Source organism: Streptomyces canus, from assembly GCF_030816965.1.
Lineage (GTDB): Bacteria > Actinomycetota > Actinomycetes > Streptomycetales > Streptomycetaceae > Streptomyces > Streptomyces canus_E.
Genome location: NZ_JAUSYQ010000002.1, coordinates 1853283 through 1879028 on the forward strand (window position 1 = coordinate 1853283; position 25746 = coordinate 1879028).

Consider the following 25746-nt stretch of genomic DNA (forward strand, 5'->3'; position numbering starts at 1 on the left):
CTTCCCGACGGTCGGTGTGGCCGGCTCGGCCCCTGCTGGCCACCGGCTGGCCCATCGTAGCCACGCGCGCGCGTGGGCGACGGCCGGGCACCCGGAGCCCGTGTCACGGGCCGTGCCATCCGGGTCACGGCGCGATCACGTCCTTCGTATGGACGCACCGTGACGGGAGTGGAAAGCTCGAAGGACCGCGGGCGTCACCGGAGCCGCACCGCACGCGGGTCCGCATGTCCGCGCCCACAGAGACCTCACCGTGCACGGGAGGCAAGGCCATGGGCGACAAGGCGAACGCACACCCCGGAGCCGCCGGCAGGGCAACAGCGGCCGACCACCCCGCGTCCGTACGGAATGTGGTGCTGGTCGGCCACTCCGGTTCGGGCAAGACGACATTGGTGGAAGCTCTCGCGCTGACAGCGGGGGCAGTGAACCGGGCGGGCCGCGTGGAGGACGGCGGCACCGTCTCCGACTACGACGAGATCGAGCACCGGCAGCAACGCTCGGTGCAGCTCTCCCTGGTGCCCGTCGAATGGGACGGGTACAAGATCAATCTTCTGGACACCCCCGGATACGCCGACTTCGTCGGGGAACTCAGGGCCGGTCTGCGAGCGGCGGACGCGGCCCTTTTCGTCGTCTCGGCCTCGGACGGGGTGGACGGTTCCACACGCATGGTGTGGGAGGAGTGCGCGGCTGTCGGCATGCCCCGGGCGATCGTCGTCACGCATCTGGAGGCCGCCCGGGCGGACTTCGAGGAGATGACGCGGATCTGCGCGGAGGCCTTCGGCGGCGACGACCCCGACGCCGTACTCCCGCTCTATCTGCCGCTGCACGGCCCGCAGGGGCCCGACGGGCACGCGCCCGTGACCGGGCTGACCGGTCTGCTGTCGCAGAAGCTGTTCGACTACTCGTCCGGGGAGCGCAAGGAGGCAGAGCCGGGCGAGGACCTGCTGCCGGGCATCGAGGAGGCCCGCAACCGGCTGATCGAGGGGATCATCTCGGAGAGCGAGGACGAGACCCTCATGGACCGCTATCTCGGCGGCGAGGAGATCGACTTCAAGACGCTCGTGGAGGACCTGGAGCGGGCCGTCGCACGCGGGGTGTTCCACCCTGTCCTGGCCGCCGCCCCCGCGGCCGAGGGCGCCAGGCAGGGGCTCGGCACGGTCGAACTCCTCGAGCTGGTCACCGGCGGTTTCCCGACGCCGTTCGAGCATCCCACGCCGGGTGTCACGACGATCGACGGCAAGCCGCGCGAGATCAAGGCGTGCGACACCGAGGGGCCGCTGGTCGCGGAGGTCGTGAAGACCGCCTCCGATCCGTACGTCGGCCGGATCTCGCTGGTGCGGGTCTTCTCCGGCACCCTGCGCCCGGACGCGACGGTCCATGTCTCCGGTCACGGGCTCGCCGACCGCGGTCACGAGGACCACGACGTCGACGAACGCATCGGCGCGCTGTCCGCCCCCTTCGGCAAACAGCAGCGCTCCCTCACGCACTGCATCGCGGGCGACCTCGCGTGCGTGGCGAAGCTGAGCCGCGCGGAGACCGGCGACACCCTCTCGGCCAAGGACGACCCGCTGCTCATGGAGCCGTGGGAGATGCCTGACCCGCTGTTGCCGCTCGCCATCCAGGCGCACAGCAAGGCGGACGAGGACAAGCTCTCGCAGGGCCTCGCCCGGCTGGTCGCCGAGGACCCGACCATGCGCCTCGAACAGAACCAGGACACCCACCAGGTCGTCCTGTGGTGCCTGGGCGAGGCGCACGCCGACGTGGCACTGGAGCGACTGCGCAGCCGCTACGGCGTGCAGGTGGACGTCGTACCGCACCGGGTCTCCCTGCGCGAGACGTTCGCCGACAAGTCGAGCGGGCGCGGGCGCCATGTGAAGCAGTCCGGAGGGCACGGGCAGTTCGCCATCTGCGAGATCGAGGTGGAGCCGCTGCCCGGCGGCTCGGGTATCGAGTTCGTGGACAAGGTCGTCGGTGGCGCGGTGCCACGGCAGTTCATCCCGTCCGTGGAGAAGGGCGTACGGGCACAGGCGGCCAAGGGGGTCGCCACCGGCCATCAGCTCATCGACGTGCGGGTGACGCTGCTGGACGGCAAGGCGCACTCCGTGGACTCCTCGGACGCCGCGTTCCAGACGGCCGGGGCACTGGCCCTCAGGGAGGCCGCGGCCGACGCGAGGATCCATCTGCTGGAGCCGGTGGCCGAGGTGTCCGTGCTGGTCGGCGACGACTACGTGGGTGCCGTGATGAGCGACCTGTCGGGGCGGCGCGGCCGCGTGCTCGGCACCGAGCAGACCAACGGCGGGCGCACGCTGGTCAAGGCCGAGGTGCCCGAGATCGAGATCGGGCGGTATGCGGTGGACCTCAGGTCCCTGTCGCACGGCACCGCGCGCTTCAGTCGGTCCTACGCGCGGCACGAGCCCATGCCGCCGCAGATCGCAGAGAGGATCCGTGAAGAGGCGCGCGACGCCTCGTAGTGCCTCGGCAGGCAACGTTTTCGCCCGTTGAGGAGCGACCTCGTGGGGGAGCGTGATCCCGGCATGCCGGCCGGAAGTCCTCGTACTGGAGGTACTTGGGCTTTCGGCCGGTGCGGTGAGGGGGCGTGCCGGGCGTCGCGACGGGGTGAACGTCGCCTGCGGATGCACTGGTTGGCACCGGGTCACGGACAAGTGGCCGTCCACGCCGCACACGCGGTCGCCGGCGCCGCACAAGTGGCCTCCGGGGCCGCGCACATGGCGTTCTGCGCCCCACAAGTGACGTTTGTGGAGCGCTCTCCTCCGCATCGGCGGGCGGCTTCGGTCGTCCGCCGACGAATGTCAGCACCTACGGATACGCTGATGACCTGATCAACAGGTGTGCGAAGCAAGGAAGTCGGGAAGGCCGCAGTGGGTGACACCAGCGGCGATCGGGGGCGGGAATGACCGTTGACAGCGGTTACGCGGACTTCTTCGGTCCGCAGGTGCCGCGCACGGGCGACGAGGCGCAGACGGCGACGTTCGCCCTGGCCTCGGCGGCCTATCGGGACAATCCGGTGGAGGAGATCCTCAAGGCCAACAATGAGTGGCACGCGTCGGCCGTCAAGGGCGGCCGCAGCTGGGCGAAGATCTTCCGCCCCAACCTGGGCGAGGCCTTCTCCACGGCGGTGATCACCCGCATGCTCGGCAAGGGCCGCAAGCCCCTCATCCAGTCCTTCGGCGCCGAGCCGCAGGTCGTGGTCGAGCACTGCCTCGCGGCGAACAACATCCGCCGGGACCGGGACAACTGGCTGACCGCCGTGATGGTGCTGTGCGGGGTGCTCTTCCTGCCGGGGCTGCTCGTCTGGCTGCTGGTCTTCACGCTGCGCACCAACATCGCCAGGCGCGAGGACAAGCAGGCCGGAGCGCTGGCCACCGCGCTGCTCGTCGCGATGGGCGCGCTCGCCGTGCTCTTCCTGATCAAAATGCCGTTCGGAGGGTTCTGGGGCTGGTACGCACGCGCGTGCGTGGCCCTCCCCGTCGTCGGCTGGTTCTGGGCCAAGCAGATCTGCGAGCGCACGGCGCAGGATCTGCGGGGCCGCTGGGACAGTCTGCTGTCGGGCGGCAGCGTCGGCGCCAAGGTGCCCGAGGCGGTGCCGAGCAGCCCCGGCGAGACCGCGGCCGAGCAGCTGCGCCAGTCCCTGGCGAAGCTCAGCGCCGAGCAGCAGTCCAACTCGGTCTTCTACGCCGGTCCCAAGGGGATACTCGGCATGGGCACCCGCTGGGGCAGCTGGCAGCTGGCCGAGAACCTGGTGTCCGCCGACCCCACCCGGGAGATCCACCCCTTCCGCAGCTGGGACGTCATCCGCGCCATCCACGATCAGCTGCGCATGCTGGAACGCAACACGATCAACACCGGCGGCTTCCCGAAAGCCTCCGTACGCCACTGGGTCGTCACTCCCATCGCGGAGGGCGCGAAGGAGGTGTCACGGCCCGAGGGCACGGACGTGGACGCGTACCAGGTCAAGACTCACGCGATACAGGACATCTGCAACAAACAGCAGTTCGGCGGCGGCGACCGGCACTACCTGGGCGTCCAGTGGACGCTCTGGGAGGGGCAGCTGGTCCTCACCATGCTCATCACGGTGACCGTGCTGCACGAGACGCTGCGCATCGAGGTCACCGGACACGCCCTGGGGCCCGTGCACGGGCTGTTCACCTCGAAGCCGGCGGCCAAGGAGAAGGAAGTCGCCAAGCAGCTCAGGTTCTGGGAGACCAAGAAGATCAAGCTCCCGCTGGTCGACGCGGACGAGGTGGTCCGCCTCACCGCCCGGGCGCCCCTGACCCGCTACCCCCCGCTGCTCAACTGGCTCGGCGGCTCGCTCACCCTTCCCGAGCCCTTCGGTCTGCGGCACGCCTGGGCGGACCGGCCGTGGCGGCACCGCTTCATGGCCGACGACGCGCTGCGCGCGGCGACCCCGGTACTGCGGGTCGTGCACTCCGCGGCGATCCGGGTCCTGGCGGACAACGGCGTGGACACGGAGCAGTTCGGCACGCGGGCGGGCTTCCTGAGCACGCAGGTCCAGGACGTGTCACCGCGAAAGGCGGACGTGTACGACGCGTAGGTGCGAGGAGGGGGCCGCGCATTCGCCGGCCCCCTTGCGTCACTCGCTGGGCCAGGCCTCCGCCAGCATCTTGCGGGTGTCGCCCAGCAGCTGCGGCAGCACCTTCGTGTGGCCGACGACCGGCATGAAGTTCGTGTCGCCACCCCAGCGCGGGACGATGTGCTGGTGGAGGTGGGCGGCGATGCCCGCCCCGGCGACCGTCCCCTGGTTCATGCCGATGTTGAAGCCGTGCGCCCCGGAGGCCGTCCGCAGGGCAGTCATCGCCTGCTTGGTCAGCCCGGCCAGCTCAGCGGTCTCCGGATCGGTGAGGTCGGTGTAGTCGGCCACATGACGGTAGGGCACGACCATCAGATGGCCGCCGGTGTAGGGGTAGAGGTTGAGCACCGCGTACACCAGCCGGCCGCGCCGGACGACCAGGCCGTCCTCGTCGGATTTGGCCGGAATCGAGCAGAAGGGACAGCCGTCGTCGGCACCCGGGCCGGTCGGCTTGTTCTCGCCCTGGATGTAGGCCATCCGGTGGGGGGTCCACAGACGCTGGAACGCGTCCTGCGTCCCCACTCCCAACTGCTGCTCCGGCTCACTCGTCATGCAGTGCAGCATATGGCTTCGCCCGTTCGCGCCGTGTCGGTGGGGTTGTGGGAAAAGCGGCCCGCGCCAAGCTGGACGGGTGGACGACGAAAGCTGCGGAGCCGACAGCGCGGACACCGGCGGGACCGAAGGCACCGAGGCTTACGAGACGGACGGCGCCGACATCCGCGAGCCTCGCACGACCGACGCTCACAGGCCCCCTCGCGTGCCTCCCACCACCGACGCTCACGAGGCCGACGCCGGCCCCAACAGAACCAACACCACCGACGCCCACAGGACCGGCAGCGCCCACACCCACACGCCCCACGCCCCCGTCCTCCACGACCCCGACAGCCGCCAGGCCCGCTGGGAAGCCCGCACCGAGTTCCCCCTCGCCCTCGCCTCCCTGGCCTTTCTCACGGCGTACGCACTCCAGGTCCTGGCCCCTCTCCACAAGGCCGCGCTCGATCTCTGCCTGGCGGTGACACTGGCCGCCTGGGCGCTGTTCGCCGTCGACTACGCGGTGCGTTGGCACCTGAGCGGGCAGCGCCTGCGCTTCGTACGGACGCACATGCTGGACACCGTGGTGCTGTTCCTGCCGCTGCTGCGCCCGCTCAGGGTCGTGAAGCTGTACGAGACCGTGCAGCGCCGGCACGGACGGCCCCGGCTCGCCCTGCACGCGCGCGTGATCGTGTACGCCGGTCTGGCGGCCCTTCTGCTGGGCTTCACCGGTGCCCTCGCCGTCTACCAGCAGGAACATGACGCGCCCGGTGCGACCATCCGCACCTTCGGGGACGCCGTCTGGTGGACCTGCGCCACCCTCGCCACCGTCGGCTACGGCGACGTGGTTCCGGTCACCTCGCGCGGACGCCTGATCGCGGTCGGTGTGATGGCCATCGGGCTGGCCCTGCTCGGCGCGGTGACGGGAACCTTCGCCTCCTGGCTGCTCCAGGTGTTCGCGCGGGAGGACGACGAAAGGCCCCCGGGAAGCTGAGCCTCCCGGGGGCGTCGCGTGCAACTGGCGTCAGACCTGCGCCCGCTCCTCCACGACCTTGACGATCTTCGCGATGGCCTCGTCGAACGGGATGCCGTTCTCCTGCGAGCCGTCGCGGTAGCGGAAGGACACCGAGCCGCCCGACATGTCCTCGTCGCCCGCGATGACCATGAAGGGCACCTTCTGCTTCTGGGCGTTGCGGATCTTCTTCTGCATCCGGTCCGAGGAGGAGTCGACCTCGACCCGCAGACCCTGCTTCTTGGCGGCCGCGGCGAACTTCTCCAGGTACTCCACGTGCGCGTCGCCGATCGGGATGCCGACCGCCTGGACCGGGGCCAGCCACGCCGGGAAGGCGCCCGCGTAGTGCTCCAGGAGCACGGCGAAGAACCGCTCGATGGAGCCGAACAGCGCGCGGTGGATCATGACCGGACGCTGCTTGGAGCCGTCCGGCGAGGTGTACTCCAGCTCGAAGCGCTCCGGCAGGTTGAAGTCCAGCTGGATGGTCGACATCTGCCAGGTGCGGCCGATGGCGTCCTTGGTCTGGACGGAGATCTTCGGGCCGTAGAAGGCGGCGCCACCCGGGTCCGGGACCAGGGGCAGCCCCTGCTTCTCGGCGACCTGGCGCAGCGTCTCCGTGGCCTCTTCCCAGACCTCGTCCGAGCCGACGAACTTCTCCGGATCCTTGGTGGACAGCTCCAGGTAGAAGTCGGTCAGGCCGTAGTCGCGCAGCAGGCCGAGGACGAAGGTGAGCGTCTTGTCGAGCTCCTCCGACATCTGCTCACGGGTGCAGTAGATGTGCGCGTCGTCCTGCGTGAAACCGCGTGCGCGCGTGAGGCCGTGCACGACGCCCGACTTCTCGTACCGGTACACGGTCCCGAACTCGAAGAGGCGCAGCGGCAGTTCGCGGTACGAGCGGCCGCGCGCGTCGAAGATCAGGTTGTGCATCGGGCAGTTCATGGGCTTGAGGTAGTAGTCCACGCCCTCGTCGAGCTGCATGGGCGGGTACATGCCGTCGGCGTACCAGTCCAGGTGCCCGGACTGCTCGAAGAGCTTCCCCTTCGTCGCGTGCGGGGTGTAGACGAACTCGTAGCCCTCCTCCTCGTGGCGGCGGCGCGAGTAGTCCTCCATCACGCGGCGGATGATGCCGCCCTTGGGGTGGAACACGGCGAGGCCGGATCCGATCTGCTCCGGGATGGAGAACAGGTCGAGCTCGGAGCCCAGCTTGCGGTGGTCGCGCTTCTCGGCCTCGGCGAGGAAGTCGAGGTGCGCCTTCAGCTCGTCCTTGGTCGGCCACGCGGTGCCGTAGATGCGCTGGAGCATCGGGTTCTTCTCGCTGCCGCGCCAGTAGGCGGCCGCGTTGCGCATCAGCTTGAACGCCGGGATGTTCCGGGTGGAGGGCAGGTGGGGACCACGGCAGAGGTCCTTCCAGCACAGGTCGCCGGTCTTGGCGTCCAGGTTGTCGTAGATCGTCAGCTCACCGGCACCGACCTCGACGTCGGCGCCGTCGTCGGAGGACGCGGAGCCCTTGAGGCCGATCAGCTCCAGCTTGTAGGGCTCGTCGGCCAGTTCCTCGCGAGCGGACTCGTCGGTCACCACCCGGCGGGAGAACTTCTGTCCCCGCTTCTGGATCTCCTGCATCTTCTTCTCGATGGCCTTGAGATCCTCGGGCGTGAACGGCTTCTCGACGTCGAAGTCGTAGTAGAAGCCGTCCTTGACCGGCGGGCCGATGCCCAGCTTGGCCTCGGGGAAGAGCTCCTGCACGGCCTGCGCCATGACGTGCGCGGTGGAGTGGCGCAGGATGTTGAGCCCGTCCTCGGAGGAGATCTCGACGCCCTCGACCTCCTCGCCCTCGGACAGGACGTACGACAGGTCCTTCAGCTCGCCGCCCACGCGCGCGGCGATGATCGAGCGCTCGCCGGCGAAGAGCTCGGCGGCCGTAGTGCCCGTCGTCACCACGCGCTCTTCCCGCTCGGAATCGCGTTGGATGATCACACGGACGTCTGACACCGGTCTCTCCTGACTGAAGGTGGGTGCGGCGCCATACCGGGAGCGCGCGCAATAGGGGATCGTACCGACCCCGCCCCCACCTCCGCGAAATCAGTCCCGGTCTCAGTCCCCTCCGCAGGCTTCCTCGAAGAAGTCGAGATTCTCCTGGAGGGACTTCATCAGCCGGTCCCGCTCGGCCTCGTCCACCTGTACGGGCACGACCCCGGTGGCCCCGGTGAGCCGGCGGAAGCCGCCGCGGCTCTCCAGCCTGCCGTGCACCCGGACCGGCAGCCCGACGAGGTGGGCGTGCCCGGCGATCCGGTACGCCTCCTCGTCCAGGGTCAGCCGGAGGTGCGGGATCTCGGCGCCGGCGATCACCCGCAGCCGTACCGATCCGTCCCCGCGCGGCCCCGACCTGCGCATCCGCACCACCGTGCCGGTGATCCGCACCGGGACGGAGGGCTCCTCGCGCAGGAAGCGGGCCCCGGCCTCGCGCAGCGCGGGCAGGTCGCCGGGCGAGAACTCCACGGCCTCGGAGGACGCCGCGCATCCTTCGGGGACCCCGGCCGCGGGCGCCCACTCGACGGCGATCCGCGCGCCCTCCGTGCCGCGTACCAGGGCGATCAGCGCCTCGGTGAGCTCACGGCTGACGCCTGCCTCGACGGCGCCGTCGAAGGCGTCCATGCCACCGGTGGCCCGCTGGTAGTCGATGGCCTCGCGGGTGGCGTAGAGGGCCTGATGGAGGCGGACGGCGAGGGGGCGGGTGGTGCCGACGGGCACGAAAGCGGTGAGCCGGCGGCCACCGGCGGCCGAGCCGACCAGGACGTTTTCCAGGGACGCGGCTGCCGTACGGCGATAACGGGCGCCGTAGTAGCCGGCACGCGCGTGTGTGGCGAGCGCGCCGGCCAGCAGGGTCTGGCGGGCGGCGGCGCGCAGCTGCTCCTCGACGGTCCAGGACGTGGCGTCGGCGGGGCCGGTCGGGACGTCCCGCCACCAGCGGATCTCGTCGCTGGGCACGACGAGGCCGACGAGCACCTCGCGCGCGGAGGGCGTGCCGCTGCGGGAGAGGGCGACGAGGGCCTCGCCGAGGAGGTCCTCGCTGTCGGGGAAGGCACGGCTCTCGGGCACGAGCAGGCTGGTGCCGCTCGCACCCGGCCCTGGTGGCGTCCAGCGGCCGTAGCGGCCGGGGGCACCGCCGCGCCGCTGCCAGCCGTGCCGGTGCAGCAGGGCGCTCAGGACGGCCGGGTCGACCTCTTCGGGAGTCGGCGAACGGTCCCAGTGGGCCTCGGGGTGGGGCCGTACCGCACGCAGTGGCTCCTCCAGCGGGCGGTGGGTCATGGTCTGCCTCCCGTCCCGACCCGCGTCATGATCTCGCACAGCGCCCGGTCGTCGAAGATGCGGTTGGTGGGGATCCGCACGGTGGTCCGGGTCCGGCCGGTGATCGCGTGCCCGGCCAGGTTGACCCAGTAGCAGCAGTGTCTGAGGTCCAGGCGGTCGTGGCCGGCGCGCAGCCAGTCGTCCTGGGTTCGCGGCACGAGCATGACCACCAGGATCTTGTGGACCGACACCGGGGTGCGGGCGAGTTTGCGCAGATGGTCGTTGTCGAGCGTGAAGGAGAAGGAGCGGCCCGGTGGGTCGGGGGCGACTTGGTAGGTGCACTTGAGCTGCACCTTGATGGTGACCTCGTCGTCGACGGTGTGTCCGGGCGAGCCGTGACTGACGTGCCAGTCGATGCCGTTGTCCGGAAAGGGTTGGGACAACGAGCAGCCGGCCGCCGCCGCGACAGCGTGCAGATAGCCCACCTGCAGTGTCTCCATGCAGGCGGTGGTGGCGAGCGTGCCGCGAAGAGGGCCCGTGCGTTCGGGCAGCAGCCCGCCCCGCTCGGGCTGCGCTATCGCCATGACCAACAGCCTTCCAAGCCAAGTGACATGCCCACACATGGGCCACATGAATCTCGCGCCGTGTCGCTGAACTGCAAAGACCCGTACTCCTGTTGTGTCCTTCCGGCGTACGGCGCAAACAGCCCGGGTATCACCAAACGGGCAGAAGACGGGGCGTCAGCTGCCGTAGGTGAACGAGGGGTTGTGTAGCTATGACGTGCTGGTACGAAGGGCCCCTGGCCGCTTTCGACACCGAGACCACGGGCGTGGACGTCGAGACCGACCGGATCGTGTCGGCCGCCGTCGTCGTCCAGGACGCGGCGGGCACCCGGCCACGGGTGAGCCGATGGCTGGTCAATCCGGGTGTGCCGGTGCCCGCAGGGGCGACGGCGGTGCACGGGCTGACGGACGAACATCTCCAGCTCAACGGCCGCTGGCCGGCGCCGGTGATGTTCGAGATAGCCGAGACGCTGGCCGAGCAGGCGGCGGCGGGCCGTCCGCTGGTCGTGATGAACGCTCCGTTCGATCTGACGCTGCTGGACCGTGAGTTGCGCCGCCACCGCGCCTCGTCCCTGGACCGCTGGTTCGATTCCGCACCGCTGCTGGTGCTGGATCCGCGGGTTCTCGACAGGCATCTGGACCGCTACCGCAAGGGCCGCCGCACCCTCACCGACCTGTGCGCGCACTACGGCGTCGAACTGACGGGCGCGCACGACGCGGCGGCCGACGCGCAGGCCTCGCTGGATCTCGTACGGGCCCTGGGGCGCCGTTTCGCCGCCCGGCTGGAGCGGCTGGCACCGCCGGAGCTGCACGACCTGCAGGCGGTCTGGCACGCGGCCCAGGCGCGGGGCCTGCAGGCGTGGTTCGCGCGCAGCGGGTCGGAGGAGTCGGTGGACCCGGCGTGGCCGCTGCGCCCGGATCTGCCGGCAGCGGCGTGACGGAAGCGGCGGCGGGACAGGAGGGGGAGCGGCACGGGACCCTGCGCGACGCGGCAGGGTCCCGCTCCGGGCTTCCCCGAGCCTCACCCCCGGCCGCGGACAGGGGGCGGCGCCGGATGGCCTGCTCCCCGGCGGACTCGACGCCCAGAGCCACCGCCCAGGCGGCCACAGGGCGGTGCCGCGCGGGGTGCGCCGGTGATCGCCAGGGCGAAGCCGAGCACTGTCACGGCCATGACGGCAACTGGACACAAAAAACCGGCCTGCGGCTGCAGACCGGTCTTTTTCCGGGTGGGCGATACTGGGTTCGAACCAGTGACCTCTTCGGTGTGAACGAAGCGCTCTCCCACTGAGCTAATCGCCCGGGAACGCACTGAACAATACAGGTCCCCGCGGGTTTCCTTCAAACCGCTTTCAAGTAGGCGACGAGCCCCCGCCGTCCGGCACTCATCATCCATCGGTGGTTGGCCAGGAAGACCGGGCGTCCGGGCACGGCGAAGCGCCGGAGCAGCGGTTTTTTCACCTCGGTGACCTGGTCGTAGCGGGCAAGGCTGCCGTTCCCGTCCGCGGTGATCGTCCAGCGCGCCCAGCCGTCGAGATCGCCGTCCATCGCGATCTCCAGCACCCCGGCCTCCGGATCGCGCCGCACCGCGTGCGCGGTGAAGACCAGGTCGTACGGCAGCACGGCGCGGATCGTGATCACGCCGCTGGTGTCGTCCAGCCGTCGCACCTCGCGCACCTGGGGCCACCAGCGCGGATACTCCTCGGCGCGCTCCAGCACGTCGTAGACGACGGCGGGCTTCGCGGGCAGGGACCACAGGCTGCGGAAGCGGTATCGGGTCCAGTCCATGGACAGAGTCTGGCATCGGATCCGAGTAGGTTGTGAGTACGCGTACTCATGTCGCGCCGCGTGACCCAGCCCACACTTCAGGGCATGACGCACATCCCGCCCCCTGCCGAGGAGCTCCGCCTCCTCGACGCCGAGCTGTGGCAACTGGACGCTCGCCGGGCCCAGTTGCTGGCCCGCCGCGCCTGGCTGGTCGCGGCGCTCCAGCCGAAGTGGCAGGCGCCGCAGCCGACAGGGCCGAGGCCCGCCGCATCCCCTCGCCCCGAGGCGAGCGCACCGAGCGTGCAGAACGTGCTCCTGGTGCTCGGCGGTGTCCTGCTCACGATCGCGGCGATGGTGTTCACCCTGGTCAGCTGGGGTCACCTGGGCATCACCGGCCGGACCCTGGTGCTCGGCGCGGTCACGGTGGCCGCCCTCGCCGCACCGCTCCCGCTGCTGAAGCGCGGGCTGCGCTCGACGGCCGAGTCCGTGGCGGGACTGGGGCTGGCACTGACGGTCCTGGACGCGGTCGCGCTGCACGGGGCCGTCTTCCTTGAGACACCCGGGGCGCCGTACACGGCGGTCGCCTCGGCCCTCCTCGCGGCGCTCTGGACGGCGTACGGCCTCCTGCCGGGCGCCACCGGCCTGCGCCTGCCCCGCCCGGCCGCCCTGGTCGCGGCCCAACTCCCGCTGCTCTTCTGGGCGATCGCGGCCGACGCGGGTTCCTACGGTCTCACGGCCGCGCTCCTGGTGACGGCCGGTTTCGACACGGTTGTGGCGCTCCGGACGACGCCCGGGTCCGTACGCGTGGTCGCCGCGATCGGCGCGTACGGAGGGGGTGCCTGGGGCGCACTGGCGGCCGGCTTGCTGACCTGGACAGCCTCCGGCCCGAGCGCCGCCGCCCGTGCGGCGGCGCTCCTTCTCCTGGCGAGCGCGATCACGCTGGCCGCCGCGTGGCAGGGCGGTCGTAGGGCGGCGCACGCGGCCGACACCGCGGAAGACACGCGGGCAGGCGAGTCGTCGGACGGCACCGGACATACGGCGCGGGCGAACGGGCAGGCCCTCGGGCTCGCTGTCGCCTCCGGACTGCTCGCGGTGGTCGCGCTCGGCGGCACGGCTCGGTCCCTGCTGCCCGAGTTGTGGACCGTTCCGGCTCATCTGGCCTTCGGGATCGCCCTGTTGGCGGCCCTCAGGCTCCACCGGCTGCCGGACGCGGTACGGCGGGGTCTGGCCTGGGCCGCCGCAGCCGTACAGGCGCTGTCCCTGCTGTGGGCCCTGCCCGTCGTCGGCGTCGTCGTGCTGGGCCCGCTCGCCTGGGCCTCGCGGGCGTGGAACGGCGCCCCGTCGAACTCCCGTACCGCGGTGACCGTCGACGTGACCTGGCCGCCGCACGCGGAGGCGGCACCGCTCGTCCTGGCGGCCGTCGCGGCCGTGCTCGCCCTGGCGGTACGGGACACGGCCTGGCGCGCCAGGGCCCTGACAGGGGCATCGGGCCTGGCCTGGGCCACGGCACTCACCCTCCCGGCAGTGCTGGAACTCCCCTATTCCGCAGGCCTGTTGATCCAGAGCGCCGCGACCGCCGGGGCCCTGACTGCAGCGATGTACCTACGGCAGCACGTCACGGCCCTCGTCCTCGCACTGGTCACCTCCGCGAGTCTGGCCTTCCTCGCCCTCGCCTCCCAGACCGCGACCCTGGTGGTGCTCTCCGGCCTGATCGCCCTCTTCACGGCGGCCTCCTGGCGTCTCGCCTCCTTCACGGCCCCGGCCGCCCTCGTCCACGGCGCCGCACTGGCCTGCGCGACCGGCGCCGCCGCGCACTGGTCACCGGCGCACACCGCCCTGCTGGTCCTGGTGGTCCCCGCGACCGCGGCTCTGCTCGCCGGACGACTCGGCGACTCGAGGGCCACCGTGCCGGTGGAGGCGGCCGGAGCGGCGGCCGGGCTGCTCGCCATCGCGCTGGCAGCCACCGACCTGCCCCTGCTCGCCACGGTCCTGGCCCTGTGCGGAGTGATCACCGCGGGCACGGCGATCCGTACGGACCGCCGCCCCGTCGGCTACGCGGCCGCGGCCCTGTTCCTCGCGGCCACCTGGGTCCGTCTGGCGGGCTGGGAGGTGGACACCCCGGAGGCCTACACGCTCCCGGTCACGATCCCCGCGCTGCTGGTCGGTGCCCTGCGCCACCGCCGCGACCCGCAGACCTCGTCCTGGACGTCGTACGCCCCCGGCCTGGCCGCCACTCTCGTACCGAGCCTGTTCGCGGCCTGGGGCGACCCTCACTGGACGCGTCCCCTGCTGCTCGGTGTGGCGGCCCTGTCGGTCACCCTGGCAGGCGCCCGCCACCGCCTCCAGGCCCCGCTCCTGCTGGGCGGTTCGGTACTGCTCCTGGACGCCCTGCACGAACTGGCCCCGTACATCGTCCAGGTGACCGACGCCCTCCCCCGCTGGGTGCCGCCGGCCCTGGCCGGCCTCCTCCTGCTCGCACTGGGCGCCACCTACGAACACCGCCTCAGGGACGCCAAAAGGATGCGCCACTTCTTGACCACCATGCACTGAACCCGCCCAGGGGCGCGGGGCCGTATCGAATATGCGGCTCCGCCGCGCGGGCGCGACCAGCCACAACAGCCCCGCAGTCCCCCAGGCACAAGCCCCTACGGCATCTTGTCCCCGAGCAACGCCAGGTTCTCGATGGCGGCGAGCCCGTACAACGCGGTGTCGTTGGTCGACACCCAGGCCGCCTCACTACCCGCCACCAGCGAGACCGGCCCGCTCAACGCCTCCGTCTTCCAGGGCGCGGACTCCTTGTACCCGTCGGAGTTGTAGAACTTCTCCCACGCGCGCGTGGCCAGCTTCGCGTCCCCGGTCTGCACGGCCGCGTAGGCGTCCAGCCGCGAGTGCCCCTGGAACAGCAGCAGTGACCCGAAGTTGGACCCGTAACGCGCCGCCTGCTCCGCCTTGGTCGCGTTGAAGTAGCGGCAGTAGTCGAAGTACGCCTCGTTGAACTTCGGCATGTCGACGAGGTCGATGAGCTCGGCGCACAGTTCGTTGAGCCCGAACACGGCGGAGAGGTGCGAGACCCCGACGACGGGCGCCGAGGCCACCGCGAACTTGCCCGTGTCGAGGTCGTACAGTCCGCTTCCCTGCACAAATCCGTTGGGCTGGGCGGCGATGCCCTCCATCGTCGACAGCACGCGGGCCTTGGCCTTCTCCCACTTGGGGCCCTTGCGCTCCCACTCGGTCAGCCAGGCCGAGACCAGCCCGCTCCAGTCCGTGCCGAACCCGATGGACAGGGCGTGCCGGTCGGGGGTGTAGGGGTCGGTGCGGACCTTGCGCAGCGGGTCGAGCACGAGGAACGTCTCGTCGGAGTCGACGTTGGCGTGCATGAGGTCGCCGACGCGCTCGTCTGCGGTGAGGAAGTAGTAGTAGCGCCGGTACGTCGTGTTGGCGATGCGCTGCTGCTTGGCGCTGTCGGCGTAGTGCTGCACACCGTGCCGGGTACCGAGTCCGGCCCACTGGCCCAGGTGGTACACGTCCACTTCACCGGTGTGCCGCGTCATGGCCTCGGCGAACCGGAAGATGTCCGCGCGACCCGACCTGATGTACGCGAACCAGAGCCAGAGGTCCGGCGACAGCTCGGAGTTGTCCCAGGCATAGCCACCGATGTCGTACCGCCACTGATGCCTGACGGTGTCATAGGTGTGCATGATGTCGCCGTAGTCCCAGAAGCCGTACCAACGACGCTGCTCCACCTGGTCCTTGTAGTAGGTGAAGAGGAAGTCGAGGTGGTCCTCGATCTTCGCCTTGGCCGGCGTCGAGCGGTCGGGCTCGGAGTAGAGGCCCGGCCCGAAGACCTTCGCCTTGATGAGCTGCTTGGGCGGTGCGGCGAGCTGTGGCAGCACCCTGACGGCCTCGACCTGTTGGGCCAGGGCCTCCGGTGACGGCGTCGACTCGTTGGCCCAGAACAGCAGTTCCGACGTACGGGCGATGCCGTAGGGCGTGCCGAACTCCGGTTCGTAGTCCTCGTAGGTGATGTTGAGGCCTTCGAGCTGCTCCGCGAAGGTGTCCTGGCCCATGCCGTCGTGGTAGAAGCGCAGGTCCATGGGCTGGGCCTCGGGCGACCAGAGCCAGAGGGTGACCTCGGCCTCGTCGGTCTGGGCGTCACGGATGTCGAGCTGGGAGGGGTGCTTCTCCCAGAAGTCCCTGAGGCCGAAGGAGAAACCGCCGCTCGCGCCACCGACGTAACCGAAGCCGGAGGCCCGCCTGCCACCGCCGGCACCGACCCAGCCGTGTCCCTTCTTGGTGCGCTTGCGCAGGGTGAAGCCGTCGGCCGAGAGCTGGGAGAGGGTGTAGTCGCCCCACTCCGGGATGTACTGGAGCCGGGTGGTGACCCGCTGGTCCCAGGTGGCGGGGTCGGGCAGCTTCTGGCCCGCGTACTGGGCGGCCTGGACGGCGGCGCCGGGGTCGCGGCGCAGACCGGTGATGCCCTTGACGGCCTCGCGCAGCAGGCCGGTCCCCTCCCCGCCGATGCGGATGTGACGGTCGTAGGGCTGGTCGCGCATCGGCACGCTGAAGCGGACGCCGAGGCCGCGGATGAAGTCGCCGCTCGCCTTGCCGGGTTCCTGGGTGCCGTCGTAGGTGATGGTGTGCACCATGCGGAAGGAGTCGGCGCCCGCGTAGAAGTAGAGCCGGATCGAGAACGGCAGCCAACTCCGGCTGCCCTTGCGGTGCTTGCCGTCGATCTTGACGACGGCGCGGACCGGGCCCGACTGCTCGACGGTGACCTCGGAGATGGCCCCCTCGAAGCGCTCGGTCCTGACCGTGCCCTGGTCCTCGTCCTCGATCTCGGGCTGGCGGATCAGCACGAGCCGCCCGTTCCTGGCGATCTCCGTCGACCCGCGGGTGACCGACTTGATGAGCGTGGCGCCCGACTTGCCGATCTTGGCGGTGATGACCCCGGTGGAGACCGTGATCGTGCCGCCGCTCTTGTCGACGGTGACCTTCTTGTCGGGTACGGCGGCGTCACCGGCGCCCAACGACAGCTTGCCGTTGCCCGAACTGACCGCGTGGGCAGTCCACTTGAGCGAGCCGTCGGGCCAGTAGGCGATCGGCCAGGACTGAACCGGCACGGCCTTGCCGTCGGCGTCCGTGACCGCGAACTTCTGGTCCTCCTGATAAACGCCCTTCGGCCAGGGGACACCGACGGTGGTGCCGGGCGCGGCACCGAGGCCGCCGTCCTCCAGCCAGTCCAGGGTCACGGGAGAGTCGTGGGCCTCGGCGGCTCTCGGCGCGGCCTGCGCCTCCTTGGCTCCCAGCGCCCAGCTGAACTGCGCGGCGGCACCGGCGACGGCGGCGGCTTTGAGGATGGACCTGCGGGGGATGGGGGACATGGCCATTCCTTCCATGTGCGGCTGGTCAGGGGCATGACAGAGAGAGGTACGGCGCCCGGGGCGCCGACCTGGATCGGGGGCGCCGCCCGTCAGCGGCGCCGGTAGCGCTCCTCCACGGCTACGGCCGCCGCCGCGACGGCCCCGAGGACCGGGACCGCCAGCGGTGCGATGAACCCTGCGGACAGGGCCACGACGGCCAGTCCGGCGACGATCAGGAAGGACCCGGCGGGGTCGCGCAGGGTCCGGCGTACGGCGTCCGCGAGCAGCGCCCGCCAGGAGGCGCCCGGAGTCCAGACCGCCGTCGCGCGCAGCCCGGCCACCGCGAGACCGATCAGCGCGAACAGTCCGACGGCCCCGACGAGAGGGCCACCGGGGATCCCGGCCCGCGCGGCCTGGACGTCCACCCAGACCGCGGCCGCCGCGACCCACCCGGCGATTCCGACGAGCCACCCGCGGCGTGCGGCCGCACGGAAGTCCGCGACGAACTCCCGCCAGCCGCCGCCCTCATGGCCCGTACGACGCCGCAGATGCCGTGCCCCGGCGGCGAAGGCCGCCGGGTAGGTGACGAGTCCGAGACAGGCCACGGCGATCCACACGCCGGTGAGCAGGGTCTCGGCGAAGAGAGCGAAGCGTTCGCCGCCGAACACGGAGGCCCTGCGACGGGCCTTCACACGCGCTTGCGCCATGCTGACCGCCTCACTTCAGTCCGGACGTCGCCATGCCGTCGATGAGGTAGCGCTGGAAGGCCATGAAGAAGGCGATGACCGGCACCAGCGCCACCAGCGACATCGCGATCATGCTGCCGTAGTTGGAGATGCCCTCCTGGTCGCGGAACATCATCAGGCCCAGCGAGACGGTGTACTTGGAGGGGGTGTTGAGGTAGATCAAGGGCCCCATGAAGTCGTTCCACGCGTTGATGAAGGTGAAGATGGCGCTGGTGATGAGGGCGGGGCGGCACAGCGGCAGCACGATCGACCAGTAGGTCCTCAGGTGCCCGCAGCCGTCGAGCTTGGCGGCCTCGTCCAGCTCGCGCGGCAGTCCGCGCATGAACTGCACCATCAGGAAGACGAAGAACGCCTCCGTCGCCAGGAACTTGCCGGCCACGAGTGGCACCAGCGTGTCGACGAGTTCCAGCTTGCGGAACATCACGTACTGCGGGATGAGCAGCACGTGATACGGCAGCAGCAGCGTGCCGATCATCAGCGTGAACAGCAGGTTCCGCCCGGCGAAGCGGATCTTGGCGAAGGCGTAGGCGGTCAGCGAGCTGGAGATCACGACACCGGCCACGGCGAGGCCCGCGTACATCAGCGAGTTCGTGAAGAAGCTGCCGATGGAGATGCCGGAGATGCCGTCGGCGAGGCCGGAGAAGTTCGCCCAGACCGGCTTGGACGGCAGCAGGTCGATGCTGGCGATGATGTCCTTGCTCGGCTTGAACGAGGCACCGAGGACCCAGATCACCGGGTACAGGACGACCGCGAGGACGGCGAGCGCGCCCACGTGCCAGGCGATCGATCCGGTGCGCCGCCGCTCACTCGTGGTGCGCACCACAGGGGTGCTGACAGTGGTCACTTGGCGGCCTCCTCGTAGTGCACCCACTTCTTCTGCGACCAGAACAGGACCGCCGTGACCAGCGCCACCGCGACCACCAGCGACCAGGCCATCGCGGCGGCGAAGCCCATCTGGGCCTCCTTGAAGCCCTTCTGGTAGAGGTAACAGGTGTAGACGAGGGTGGCGTCGGCGGGCCCGCACCGGGTGTCGGAGACGACGTAGGCGGAGCCGAACACCTGGAACGCGTGGATGGACTCCAGCAGCACGTTGAAGAACAGCACCGGGGAGATCATCGGCAGCGTGATGTTCCAGAACCTGCGGAAGGGGCCGGCCCCGTCCACCTCGGCGGCCTCGTACAGCTCCCGCGGAACCTGCTTGAGACCGGCCAGGAAGATGACCATCGGCGCACCGAACTGCCAGATGCTCAGGGCCACCAGGGAGTAGAGGACGTAGTCGGGGTTGCCGATCCAGCCGCCCACGTCGACGCCGAAGATCTTCTGGGTGCGGTCCACGATCGCGTCGTCGGAGAACAGCGCCCGCCACACGAAGCCGACCGAGACGCTGGCGCCGATGAGGGAGGGCATGTAGAACGCGGCCCGGTACAGGCCCTGCCCGCGCCGGCTCTGCGCGAGCAGCAGCGCGACGCCGAGCGCGAGCAGCAGCTTCAGCGGAGTGGCAACGACCACGTACTTGAGCGTGACCTCCACCGACTTCTGCCAGCGCGGGTCGTGGAACATCGTCGTGAAGTTGTCGAAGCCCACCCACTCGGGCGGCGTGAACAGGTTGTACCGGGTGAACGCGTAGTACAGCGACGCGATCATCGGCCCCGCCGTGAGCAGCAGGAAACCCGCGATCCACGGCGACATGAAGAGATAGCCGGCGAGGTTCTCGCGGCGCCGCCCGCGCCGCCCGGCGGCGGGAGCGGCGGGCCGCTTCCCGGCCGGGCGCACGGGCGCTTCCTTGACGAGCGTCATGGTGGTACGTCCCCTCAGCCCGCGAACGCGGCCTTCGCCTCGCTGAACAGCGCCTTGGCGGCGTCGGCCGGCTTGGACTTGCCCTGGGCGACCTCACCGCCGAGGCGCAGGAACGCCGCCTCGATGACGTCGGCGCCGGACGGGTGCGGGGTGATCTTTCCGAGCACGCCCGCCTTGGCGACCTCGTCCTCGTAGGCCGCGACACCCTTGTTCTGGGCGTCGGCCGGCTTGAAGGCGTCGTACTGCTCGGTGGTGGCGAGGATGCCGCGGTCGTAGCCCATGATCTTGCCGACCTCGGGGTCGTGGACCATGAAGCTGATGAACTGGGCGACCTCCTTGGGGTGCTTGGTCCCGGAGAAGCCGCTGAGCATCAGCGAGCCGAGGTACTGGCCGGTCTGCTTGCCGTCCGTGGTGGGGATCGGCGCGAGCCCGTAGTCCGACTCGCCCTCGCCCTCGTAGCGGATGGAGAAGTTGTCCCAGGTGAACTCGGACGCGGCGAGGCCCGCCGAGAGACCGGACTTGGGCTTGACCTGCTCGATCTTCTTCGGGTCGGCGACGAGCCCGGACTTCACGCGCTTGTAGCCGTCCGTCCACCACTGCGTCAGGTCGTCCTCGGTGAAACCGAGATCGGAGTCGGTGAAGAAGGCCTTCCCGTTCTGACGCAGATACAGGTCGTAGAGGTACATGATGCTGAAGTACCCGGTGTCACCGGCGATCTTCAGCTTGTCCTGGATCGTCTGGAGCGCGGCGAAGTACTCATCCCAGGTCCAGCCGAACTTCGCTTCGACGCCCGCCTTCTTGAATGCCTTGAGGTCGATGACGAGCGCCATGGTGTTGGCGCCGACCGGAATGGCGATCTGCTTGCCGTCGACCTGACCGTTCGCCAGAACGCCGTTGCGGAAGTTGTCCAGGCTCAGATTCCCGGCGTCCGCCTGCGACTTGAGATCCAGCAGAACACCGCGCTTGTCGTACTTGCGCAGGAAACCGACCGCGTTCTGGAAAACGTCCGGCGGATTCCCGCCGGAGGCCTGGGTCTGGAACTTCTCCCAGAACGCTTCGTAGTCGGTGAATTCAGGCTTGATCTTGATCTTCGGGTACTTCTTCTCGAAGAGCGCGATCGTCTTCTTGATGGCGATGGTGCGCGGCTCGCCACCCCACCACGCGTAACGGAGTGTCACAGTCCCGTCTCCGGAACTGTCGCTGTCACCTCCGCACCCCGTCGTCGCGGCCAGCCCCAGCGTCGCCGCTGTAGCCCCGGCCGCCTTCAGGATCGTTCGCCTCTCAACATTCCTGCCGGTTCCCACAGTCGAGCCCCTCCCCGCAGCGTCGCCGCCTGCATGAATCGTTTCAAGTAAGCGCTTGCTGGCACAAGCTACGGAGGGCCCGGGGGTGCGTCAATGATTCGGACAGGAATTTCTTCTGACTGTGGTGAGAGGTCGGCGCGCCTCCAACAGTCGGGCGGCGTCCGGGAACTGACGACTGCCCAGGTGAGAGACATGGGATCGACCTGTCGAACGGGGCGCACGCCGCCGTACGAGATCGGCGGGCGGCCGAAAAAGTAGGGCGGCGGGAAGGCGTCGCTGCGGACGGTCACGCGGGCGGAGCCGGCAGCCCCCGGACGCGCCGACGGCCCGTCCGCGTTCTCGCAGACGGGCCGTCGATCCGGGTGGGCGATACTGGGTTCGAACCAGTGACCTCTTCGGTGTGAACGAAGCGCTCTCCCACTGAGCTAATCGCCCGGACGCAGGAAGAAGATTACCCCATGTCAGAGGGTGCCCGTGACCAGCGGTGACAGCCTGGGCACCCGGGCGGCTCACTGGTTCTTGATGTTCCAGGGCATCTCGAAGCCGAACTTCCAGAGGTAGACCGCCAGGATCGCGGCCACGATCACCAGGCCGATCGCCGTCAGGATGATGTTGCGCCGCCGCACCTTGGGATCGAGGGCGCGCTGGGCCGCCTCGGTCACCTTGCGCTTGGTCCAGCGGAGCACGAGCTGGGCCCAGACGAACTCGGTCGCCCAGATCGCCATGCCGCCGAAGATCACGACCCACCCGGGTCCGGGCAGCGGCAGCATGATGATGCCCGCCACCACGACCGCCAGGCCGATGACAAAGATGAGGACCTGCCAGCTCAGATGCAACAGGCGACGCGCCTTGACGAACTCCGGCGCCCGTGAGCCGAGCCCCTGCCCGTCCTTCGTCTCGTCCGTCTTCTCGCCGGTCCCCTCGTCCGCTGACACGGCGACCTCGCCCGGCTCGTCACTCCCCGTATTCATACAGCCAAACCCTACCCGAGAGAAACCAGTCACCGGAATGGTCGTACCTCTCGAAGACGCGCTCGGCCGGAAGAGTTACATAAAGGCACGCAAAACACTCAGAGGGGTTTACAACGGCACCGTAGGTGGCATGTCGATTTCGCCGACGTGCGAATCCCCGAGCGCACACTGAGCGAAAGGCCCTGGCGCTTATGAACACCACGGTCAGCTGCGAGCTGCACCTGCGCCTCGTTGTGTCGAGCGAGTCCTCCCTGCCTGTCCCCGCAGGCCTGCGGTACGACACGGCCGACCCCTACGCCGTGCACGCCACCTTCCACACCGGAGCCGAGGAAACCGTCGAGTGGGTGTTCGCCCGCGACCTCCTCGCGGAGGGCCTCCACCGGCCCACCGGAACCGGCGACGTCCGAGTCTGGCCGTCGCGCAGTCACGGTCAGGGCGTCGTCTGCATCGCCCTGAGCTCCCCTGAAGGCGAGGCACTGCTCGAGGCCCCGGCGCGGGCCCTGGAATCGTTCCTGAAGCGGACGGACGCCGCCGTGCCCCCGGGCACGGAGCACCGGCACTTCGATCTGGATCAGGAGCTCTCGCACATCCTGGCGGAAAGCTAGGGGCGAGGTCCCACAGAGCCGCCCGGCGCCGTCCACTCGGGGAGACGGCTCGGGCAGGTACAACCGGATAGGGAACGACTGGCGCCGTGGCTGCGGAGCGCTCCGCAGCCACGGCGCCTGTCGTGCTACCCGTCACCGGGGCCCGGCGAGCCACTACCATCGGCCAGCATCGGCGGGCATTCGCCCGACCCCCAGGCCAGGGAGCGAATCGTGCTGATCACCCACGACACCCGGTGCGCCCTCGACACCGTGGTCGATCTGGTGAACACCGCACCGGAGGACGACGCGGCGCCGGAGGGACTGCCGGACGTCGCGGCGCTCGAGGATTTCGTACGAAACCACGAGATCAGTGGTGTCGGGGTGCTCTCGGAGTTCGATCTGTCCGCCGTGCGCAAGATCCGCGGCCGGTTCGCCTCGGTCTTCGCCGCCCCGGACGCCCGGACCGCCGCCGCGCTGATCAACGATCTGGTCGCCGCCGCGGGCACCACTCCCCAGCTCACGGATCACGACGGCTACGACTGGCATGTGCACTACTTCGCGCCGGGCGCCTCCGTCGCCGACCACCTGGCGGCCGACTGCGGGATGGCGCTGGCGTTCTTCGTGGTGGCCGGAGAACAGGAGCGACTGCGGCGCTGTGAGGCGCCCGACTGCCGACGGGCCTTCGTCGACCTGTCCCGCAACCGCTCACGGCGCTACTGCGACAGCCGGACCTGCGGAAACCGTCTGCATGTGGCCGCGTACCGGGCGCGGCGCAAGGAGGCCGCGGGCTGAGGCCGGGCGGCCGGGCTGGGCCCTGGCAGGGCGGTCGACGTGGTCCCCGGCGGGTGGCGCCGGGGACCCACGGGTACGGCTCAGAGCAGCAGCAGGTCGTGCAGCGCAGCCATGAGCAGCAGACACCCGATCACCGCAAGGAAGATCATCAGCGGTGGCTGGGAAAGGGCGAAAAGGCATCCACGCGGCTCGTCCTGCGGCGGCGCGGGGTCGCTCTGTTCGGTGTCCAGCATCTCGCGGCGATGATGGCGCAGTCGACATCCCCGGCGCGATCAACACGCCCGGAATGCGCGGGAGTTCGCCGGATTCCGTGATGTCCGTTTCGAGTCGTGATCGCTTCTGGACGGGTGCGGATCCTCCTGCGAACGTTTCAGTTCACCCACGCGACCGTCATATGCCGTGCTTCTTCAGGATGGCCTCGATGTCACTGAAGTCGTCCGTGGCGGACTCGGTGGCCCGGGGCTTGCCCGCGGGGCGGGCTGCCGGGGTGCGGACGGCCGGGCCGAGCGAGGGTGCCGAGGCCGCGGGAGCCACGGCCTCCTGCTGGGCGCCGCGGGCCGCCTTGCGCTCCTTGCGGGTGCCGCCGCGGCGGCGCTCCACCGCGCGCGTGGTCGAGAACAGCACCCACGACAGACCGAGCACACAGAAGCCCGCCCAGGCCGTCGGGCTGAAGGCGGTGTCCGCGATCCAGTCGACGACGCCGGTCATCACCAGGCCGAGCGGGACAAGGGAGTAGGCGGCGATACGGGTGGCCGCGAGGAAACGCTTCCGGTACGCGGTGACCGCCGCGATGCCCAGGCCGGCCGCGGCGACGGCGGAACAGACGGTCTCGGCAATCATCCGGTCCTCCAGGCGGTGCTCGATCGGCAACGTGCCGCTTCGTCCCTATCCATCCTGCACCTGCCGACCCCCGCCGGGCCATGCCCCGGCAGGACATCAGGGACATCTCCGGGTCACCTCCTCCCGAGGTGCCGGTCGGGGTCGTACCGACGAAGCAGGCGGATGCCGTCGTGGACGACCGGGGTCGATTCGGACGGGTGGCCCGGAGCTGGGAGACTGGGCCCATGAGCGACCCCTCCCCCGTCCGTCCGGCCGTGCCCGTTCTCGATGTCTGGTGCGACCTGCAGTGCCCGGACTGCCGTGCCGCGCTGGACGATGTCCGGGCCCTGCGTGCCCGTTACGGCGACCGTCTGGAGCTGCGGCTGCGGCACTTCCCGCTGGAGAAGAACAAGCACTCCTTCGCCGCCGCGCAGGCCGCCGAGGAGGCACTGGAGCAGGGCAGCGGCTGGGAGTTCGTCGAGGTCGTGCTGGGGCGGGTGGAGCAGCTGGACCGTGCGGGAGAACCCTTCCTGGTCGAGGTCGCCCGTGAACTGGGGCTCGACGCCGAGGAGTTCGACACCGCGCTGATCGACGGCCGGCACATCCTGATCGTGGACGCCGACCAGGCCGAGGGCAAGGCGATCGGCGTGAGCGGGACCCCGACGTATGTCATCGACGGCGAGCGTCTCGACGGCGGCAAGAGCCAGGAAGGGCTGCGCGAGCGGATCGAACAGATCGCGGACCGGCTGCTCGCCGGGCAGGAGTGAGCCGGCCTCAGAACAGGCTCTTGTACATCGAGTAACCCACCGTCTCGTAGCCCAGCGACTCGTACAGCCGCTCCGCCGGTGCGTTGCCCGCGAAGACGTTGAGGCCCAGGACCCGTCTGCCGGAGGCGATCACCTGGGCCTCGGCCAGCAGCATCAGAGAACGGCCGTGCCCACGGCCCCGGAAGGCCTCCTCGGTCGCGACGTCGTAGACGAACGCCTTGTCGCCGATGAACTCCACCCACAGGACGCCGACCCGGATCCCGTCGTGCTCCAGCACGCTGAACAGCGCGTTCTCGGTCGCGAGGCCGCGCTCCGTCAACTGTTCGTTGTCCCTCTCCGACCTCGCCCTCGCCTCGGTCTCGGGCACCCCGCGGTCGGCCCAGTCCCGGGTGTACTCCGCGACGCCGCGCTCCGCCCACGACCCGAACTCGGCCTCCGTCATGGGTCTGCCGCGACTGCCCGCGGGCAGTTCGGGCGCGGCGGCGCCGAGCCGCTTTTCCATACCGCGGTTGCGATGGACGTATCCGAGCATGGTGGCGAGCCGCAGCGCGGGCTCGGCGTCGGCGGGGACCCTGATCTCCAGCTGCCCGCAGCCCCAGCCCCGCGCCACCTCCTCGGCGGCGAGCGCGGCGACCGTGCCCCGGCCGCGCCTGCGGTCGGGTTCCTCGATGCGCAGATCGCGGATCTGGGCCACGGCCGGCCCGAAGCTCGGATGGGTCGCGAGGTGTATCGCCCCGACGGGACGGCTGTTCACGCACACCGTGTAGTGGCGGGACAGCGCCCCGTCGGAGCCGCGCTGAAGCGGCTCGGTCGGCCGCAGGGTGGTGGTCATCACCGGAGTTCTA

General features: G+C 70.1%; 22 protein-coding genes and 2 tRNA genes. 8 read left to right on the forward strand and 16 right to left on the reverse strand.

Features of this window, described 5'->3' with window-relative positions; genetic code table 11:
• Nucleotides 1–269: 269 nt before the first annotated feature.
• Both QF027_RS09535 and QF027_RS09540 read left to right on the forward strand, forming a co-directional pair.
• Nucleotides 270–2468: an elongation factor G-like protein EF-G2 gene (locus QF027_RS09535; RefSeq protein WP_306984195.1), complete on the forward strand. Its 2199-nt coding sequence runs from the start codon at nt 270–272 to the stop codon at nt 2466–2468.
• Between the two features lie 440 nt (nt 2469–2908).
• Nucleotides 2909–4570, forward strand: coding sequence for a hypothetical protein (locus tag QF027_RS09540; protein ID WP_306984193.1), 1662 nt, complete (start codon nt 2909–2911; stop codon nt 4568–4570).
• A gap of 39 nt (nt 4571–4609) precedes the next feature.
• Here QF027_RS09540 and QF027_RS09545 read toward each other — a convergent pair whose 3' ends face one another.
• The gene (locus QF027_RS09545; RefSeq protein WP_306984191.1) at nt 4610–5170 is read right to left on the reverse strand and encodes an HIT family protein; all 561 of its coding nucleotides are present in this window, start codon (nt 5168–5170) and stop codon (nt 4610–4612) included.
• 373 nt (nt 5171–5543) lie between these two features.
• Here QF027_RS09545 and QF027_RS09550 point away from each other — a divergent pair, with 373 nt between their 5' ends.
• A complete protein-coding gene (locus tag QF027_RS09550) occupies nt 5544–6131 on the forward strand; it encodes a potassium channel family protein (RefSeq protein WP_306986760.1) in 588 nt (195 codons plus the stop codon).
• A gap of 30 nt (nt 6132–6161) precedes the next feature.
• Here QF027_RS09550 and thrS read toward each other — a convergent pair whose 3' ends face one another.
• The 3 genes from thrS to QF027_RS09565 all read right to left on the reverse strand — a co-directional run bounded on the left by thrS (nt 6162) and on the right by QF027_RS09565 (nt 10018).
• On the reverse strand, nt 6162–8138 hold the full coding sequence (thrS, locus tag QF027_RS09555; RefSeq protein ID WP_306984189.1) for a threonine--tRNA ligase: 1977 nt from the start codon (nt 8136–8138) through the stop codon (nt 6162–6164).
• Between the two features lie 102 nt (nt 8139–8240).
• Nucleotides 8241–9455 carry a hypothetical protein gene (locus QF027_RS09560; protein WP_307073933.1) on the reverse strand — a complete coding sequence of 405 codons (1215 nt, stop codon included), beginning with the start codon at nt 9453–9455 and terminating at the stop codon, nt 8241–8243.
• Nucleotides 9452–10018, reverse strand: a complete 567-nt coding sequence (locus tag QF027_RS09565) for a DUF4365 domain-containing protein (RefSeq protein ID WP_306984185.1) — start codon at nt 10016–10018, stop codon at nt 9452–9454. The genes QF027_RS09560 and QF027_RS09565 overlap by 4 nt, the downstream gene beginning before the upstream one ends.
• 191 nt (nt 10019–10209) lie before the next feature.
• Here QF027_RS09565 and QF027_RS09570 point away from each other — a divergent pair, with 191 nt between their 5' ends.
• On the forward strand, nt 10210–10935 hold the full coding sequence (locus tag QF027_RS09570) for a 3'-5' exonuclease (RefSeq protein ID WP_306984184.1): 726 nt from the start codon (nt 10210–10212) through the stop codon (nt 10933–10935).
• Between the two features lie 289 nt (nt 10936–11224).
• On the opposite strand, the gene QF027_RS09575 is transcribed toward QF027_RS09570, so the two are convergent.
• Both QF027_RS09575 and QF027_RS09580 read right to left on the reverse strand, forming a co-directional pair.
• Nucleotides 11225–11296, reverse strand: a tRNA-Val gene (locus tag QF027_RS09575).
• 39 nt (nt 11297–11335) lie between these two features.
• On the reverse strand, nt 11336–11782 hold the full coding sequence (locus QF027_RS09580) for an SRPBCC family protein (RefSeq protein WP_306984183.1): 447 nt from the start codon (nt 11780–11782) through the stop codon (nt 11336–11338).
• 48 nt (nt 11783–11830) lie between these two features.
• On the opposite strand from QF027_RS09580, the gene QF027_RS09585 reads away from it, so the two are divergent.
• Nucleotides 11831–14311 carry an SCO7613 C-terminal domain-containing membrane protein gene (locus tag QF027_RS09585; protein WP_444876087.1) on the forward strand — a complete coding sequence of 827 codons (2481 nt, stop codon included), beginning with the start codon at nt 11831–11833 and terminating at the stop codon, nt 14309–14311.
• A 95-nt stretch (nt 14312–14406) separates the two neighbouring features.
• On the opposite strand, the gene QF027_RS09590 is transcribed toward QF027_RS09585, so the two are convergent.
• The 7 genes from QF027_RS09590 to QF027_RS09620 all read right to left on the reverse strand — a co-directional run bounded on the left by QF027_RS09590 (nt 14407) and on the right by QF027_RS09620 (nt 21939).
• A complete protein-coding gene (locus QF027_RS09590; protein ID WP_307073938.1) occupies nt 14407–17142 on the reverse strand; it encodes an exo-rhamnogalacturonan lyase family protein in 2736 nt (911 codons plus the stop codon).
• Between the two features lie 89 nt (nt 17143–17231).
• A complete protein-coding gene (locus QF027_RS09595; protein WP_307073940.1) occupies nt 17232–17828 on the reverse strand; it encodes a hypothetical protein in 597 nt (198 codons plus the stop codon).
• A gap of 10 nt (nt 17829–17838) precedes the next feature.
• Nucleotides 17839–18711, reverse strand: a complete 873-nt coding sequence (locus tag QF027_RS09600) for a carbohydrate ABC transporter permease (RefSeq protein WP_307073942.1) — start codon at nt 18709–18711, stop codon at nt 17839–17841.
• Nucleotides 18708–19664 (reverse strand): carbohydrate ABC transporter permease, encoded by a 957-nt coding sequence (locus QF027_RS09605; protein ID WP_306984172.1) that lies wholly within the window; start codon nt 19662–19664, stop codon nt 18708–18710. Before QF027_RS09605 ends, QF027_RS09600 begins: the two co-directional genes overlap by 4 nt.
• A gap of 14 nt (nt 19665–19678) precedes the next feature.
• Complete coding sequence (locus QF027_RS09610) at nt 19679–20968, reverse strand: extracellular solute-binding protein (protein WP_307073944.1); 1290 nt, start codon at nt 20966–20968, stop codon at nt 19679–19681.
• A gap of 363 nt (nt 20969–21331) precedes the next feature.
• A tRNA-Val gene (locus QF027_RS09615) sits at nt 21332–21403 on the reverse strand.
• A gap of 74 nt (nt 21404–21477) precedes the next feature.
• Nucleotides 21478–21939 (reverse strand): TIGR02611 family protein, encoded by a 462-nt coding sequence (locus tag QF027_RS09620; RefSeq protein WP_306984168.1) that lies wholly within the window; start codon nt 21937–21939, stop codon nt 21478–21480.
• Between the two features lie 191 nt (nt 21940–22130).
• Here QF027_RS09620 and QF027_RS09625 point away from each other — a divergent pair, with 191 nt between their 5' ends.
• Nucleotides 22131–22544 carry an SsgA family sporulation/cell division regulator gene (locus tag QF027_RS09625; RefSeq protein ID WP_004002642.1) on the forward strand — a complete coding sequence of 138 codons (414 nt, stop codon included), beginning with the start codon at nt 22131–22133 and terminating at the stop codon, nt 22542–22544.
• A 210-nt stretch (nt 22545–22754) separates the two neighbouring features.
• Complete coding sequence (locus QF027_RS09630) at nt 22755–23315, forward strand: CGNR zinc finger domain-containing protein (RefSeq protein WP_307073946.1); 561 nt, start codon at nt 22755–22757, stop codon at nt 23313–23315.
• Between the two features lie 80 nt (nt 23316–23395).
• On the opposite strand, the gene QF027_RS09635 is transcribed toward QF027_RS09630, so the two are convergent.
• Together QF027_RS09635 and QF027_RS09640 are read right to left on the reverse strand one after the other, a co-directional pair.
• Complete coding sequence (locus QF027_RS09635; RefSeq protein ID WP_306984164.1) at nt 23396–23548, reverse strand: hypothetical protein; 153 nt, start codon at nt 23546–23548, stop codon at nt 23396–23398.
• Between the two features lie 157 nt (nt 23549–23705).
• Nucleotides 23706–24155 (reverse strand): hypothetical protein, encoded by a 450-nt coding sequence (locus QF027_RS09640; RefSeq protein ID WP_306986759.1) that lies wholly within the window; start codon nt 24153–24155, stop codon nt 23706–23708.
• Between the two features lie 224 nt (nt 24156–24379).
• Here QF027_RS09640 and QF027_RS09645 point away from each other — a divergent pair, with 224 nt between their 5' ends.
• Nucleotides 24380–24901: a DsbA family protein gene (locus QF027_RS09645; RefSeq protein WP_307073948.1), complete on the forward strand. Its 522-nt coding sequence runs from the start codon at nt 24380–24382 to the stop codon at nt 24899–24901.
• Nucleotides 24902–24908: 7 nt separating this feature from the next.
• Here the strand turns inward: QF027_RS09645 and QF027_RS09650 are convergent, their stop codons facing one another.
• On the reverse strand, nt 24909–25736 hold the full coding sequence (locus QF027_RS09650; RefSeq protein ID WP_307073950.1) for a GNAT family N-acetyltransferase: 828 nt from the start codon (nt 25734–25736) through the stop codon (nt 24909–24911).
• Nucleotides 25737–25746: the final 10 nt, after the last annotated feature.

Excerpts from the sequence above, each read along its gene's own strand:
- QF027_RS09535 (WP_306984195.1), top strand. The coding sequence starts at position 270 with ATGGGCGACAAGGCGAACGCACACCCCGGAGCCGCCGGCAGGGCAACA.
- QF027_RS09540 (WP_306984193.1), top strand. The coding sequence starts at position 2,909 with ATGACCGTTGACAGCGGTTACGCGGACTTCTTCGGTCCGCAGGTGCCG.
- QF027_RS09545 (WP_306984191.1), bottom strand. The coding sequence starts at position 5,170 with ATGCTGCACTGCATGACGAGTGAGCCGGAGCAGCAGTTGGGAGTGGGG.
- QF027_RS09560 (WP_307073933.1), bottom strand. The coding sequence starts at position 9,455 with ATGACCCACCGCCCGCTGGAGGAGCCACTGCGTGCGGTACGGCCCCAC.
- QF027_RS09565 (WP_306984185.1), bottom strand. The coding sequence starts at position 10,018 with ATGGCGATAGCGCAGCCCGAGCGGGGCGGGCTGCTGCCCGAACGCACG.
- QF027_RS09570 (WP_306984184.1), top strand. The coding sequence starts at position 10,210 with ATGACGTGCTGGTACGAAGGGCCCCTGGCCGCTTTCGACACCGAGACC.
- QF027_RS09580 (WP_306984183.1), bottom strand. The coding sequence starts at position 11,782 with ATGGACTGGACCCGATACCGCTTCCGCAGCCTGTGGTCCCTGCCCGCG.
- QF027_RS09585 (WP_444876087.1), top strand. The coding sequence starts at position 11,831 with ATGTCGCGCCGCGTGACCCAGCCCACACTTCAGGGCATGACGCACATC.
- QF027_RS09590 (WP_307073938.1), bottom strand. The coding sequence starts at position 17,142 with ATGTCCCCCATCCCCCGCAGGTCCATCCTCAAAGCCGCCGCCGTCGCC.
- QF027_RS09595 (WP_307073940.1), bottom strand. The coding sequence starts at position 17,828 with ATGGCGCAAGCGCGTGTGAAGGCCCGTCGCAGGGCCTCCGTGTTCGGC.
- QF027_RS09605 (WP_306984172.1), bottom strand. The coding sequence starts at position 19,664 with ATGACGCTCGTCAAGGAAGCGCCCGTGCGCCCGGCCGGGAAGCGGCCC.
- QF027_RS09620 (WP_306984168.1), bottom strand. The coding sequence starts at position 21,939 with ATGAATACGGGGAGTGACGAGCCGGGCGAGGTCGCCGTGTCAGCGGAC.
- QF027_RS09625 (WP_004002642.1), top strand. The coding sequence starts at position 22,131 with ATGAACACCACGGTCAGCTGCGAGCTGCACCTGCGCCTCGTTGTGTCG.
- QF027_RS09635 (WP_306984164.1), bottom strand. The coding sequence starts at position 23,548 with ATGCTGGACACCGAACAGAGCGACCCCGCGCCGCCGCAGGACGAGCCG.
- QF027_RS09640 (WP_306986759.1), bottom strand. The coding sequence starts at position 24,155 with ATGATTGCCGAGACCGTCTGTTCCGCCGTCGCCGCGGCCGGCCTGGGC.
- QF027_RS09645 (WP_307073948.1), top strand. The coding sequence starts at position 24,380 with ATGAGCGACCCCTCCCCCGTCCGTCCGGCCGTGCCCGTTCTCGATGTC.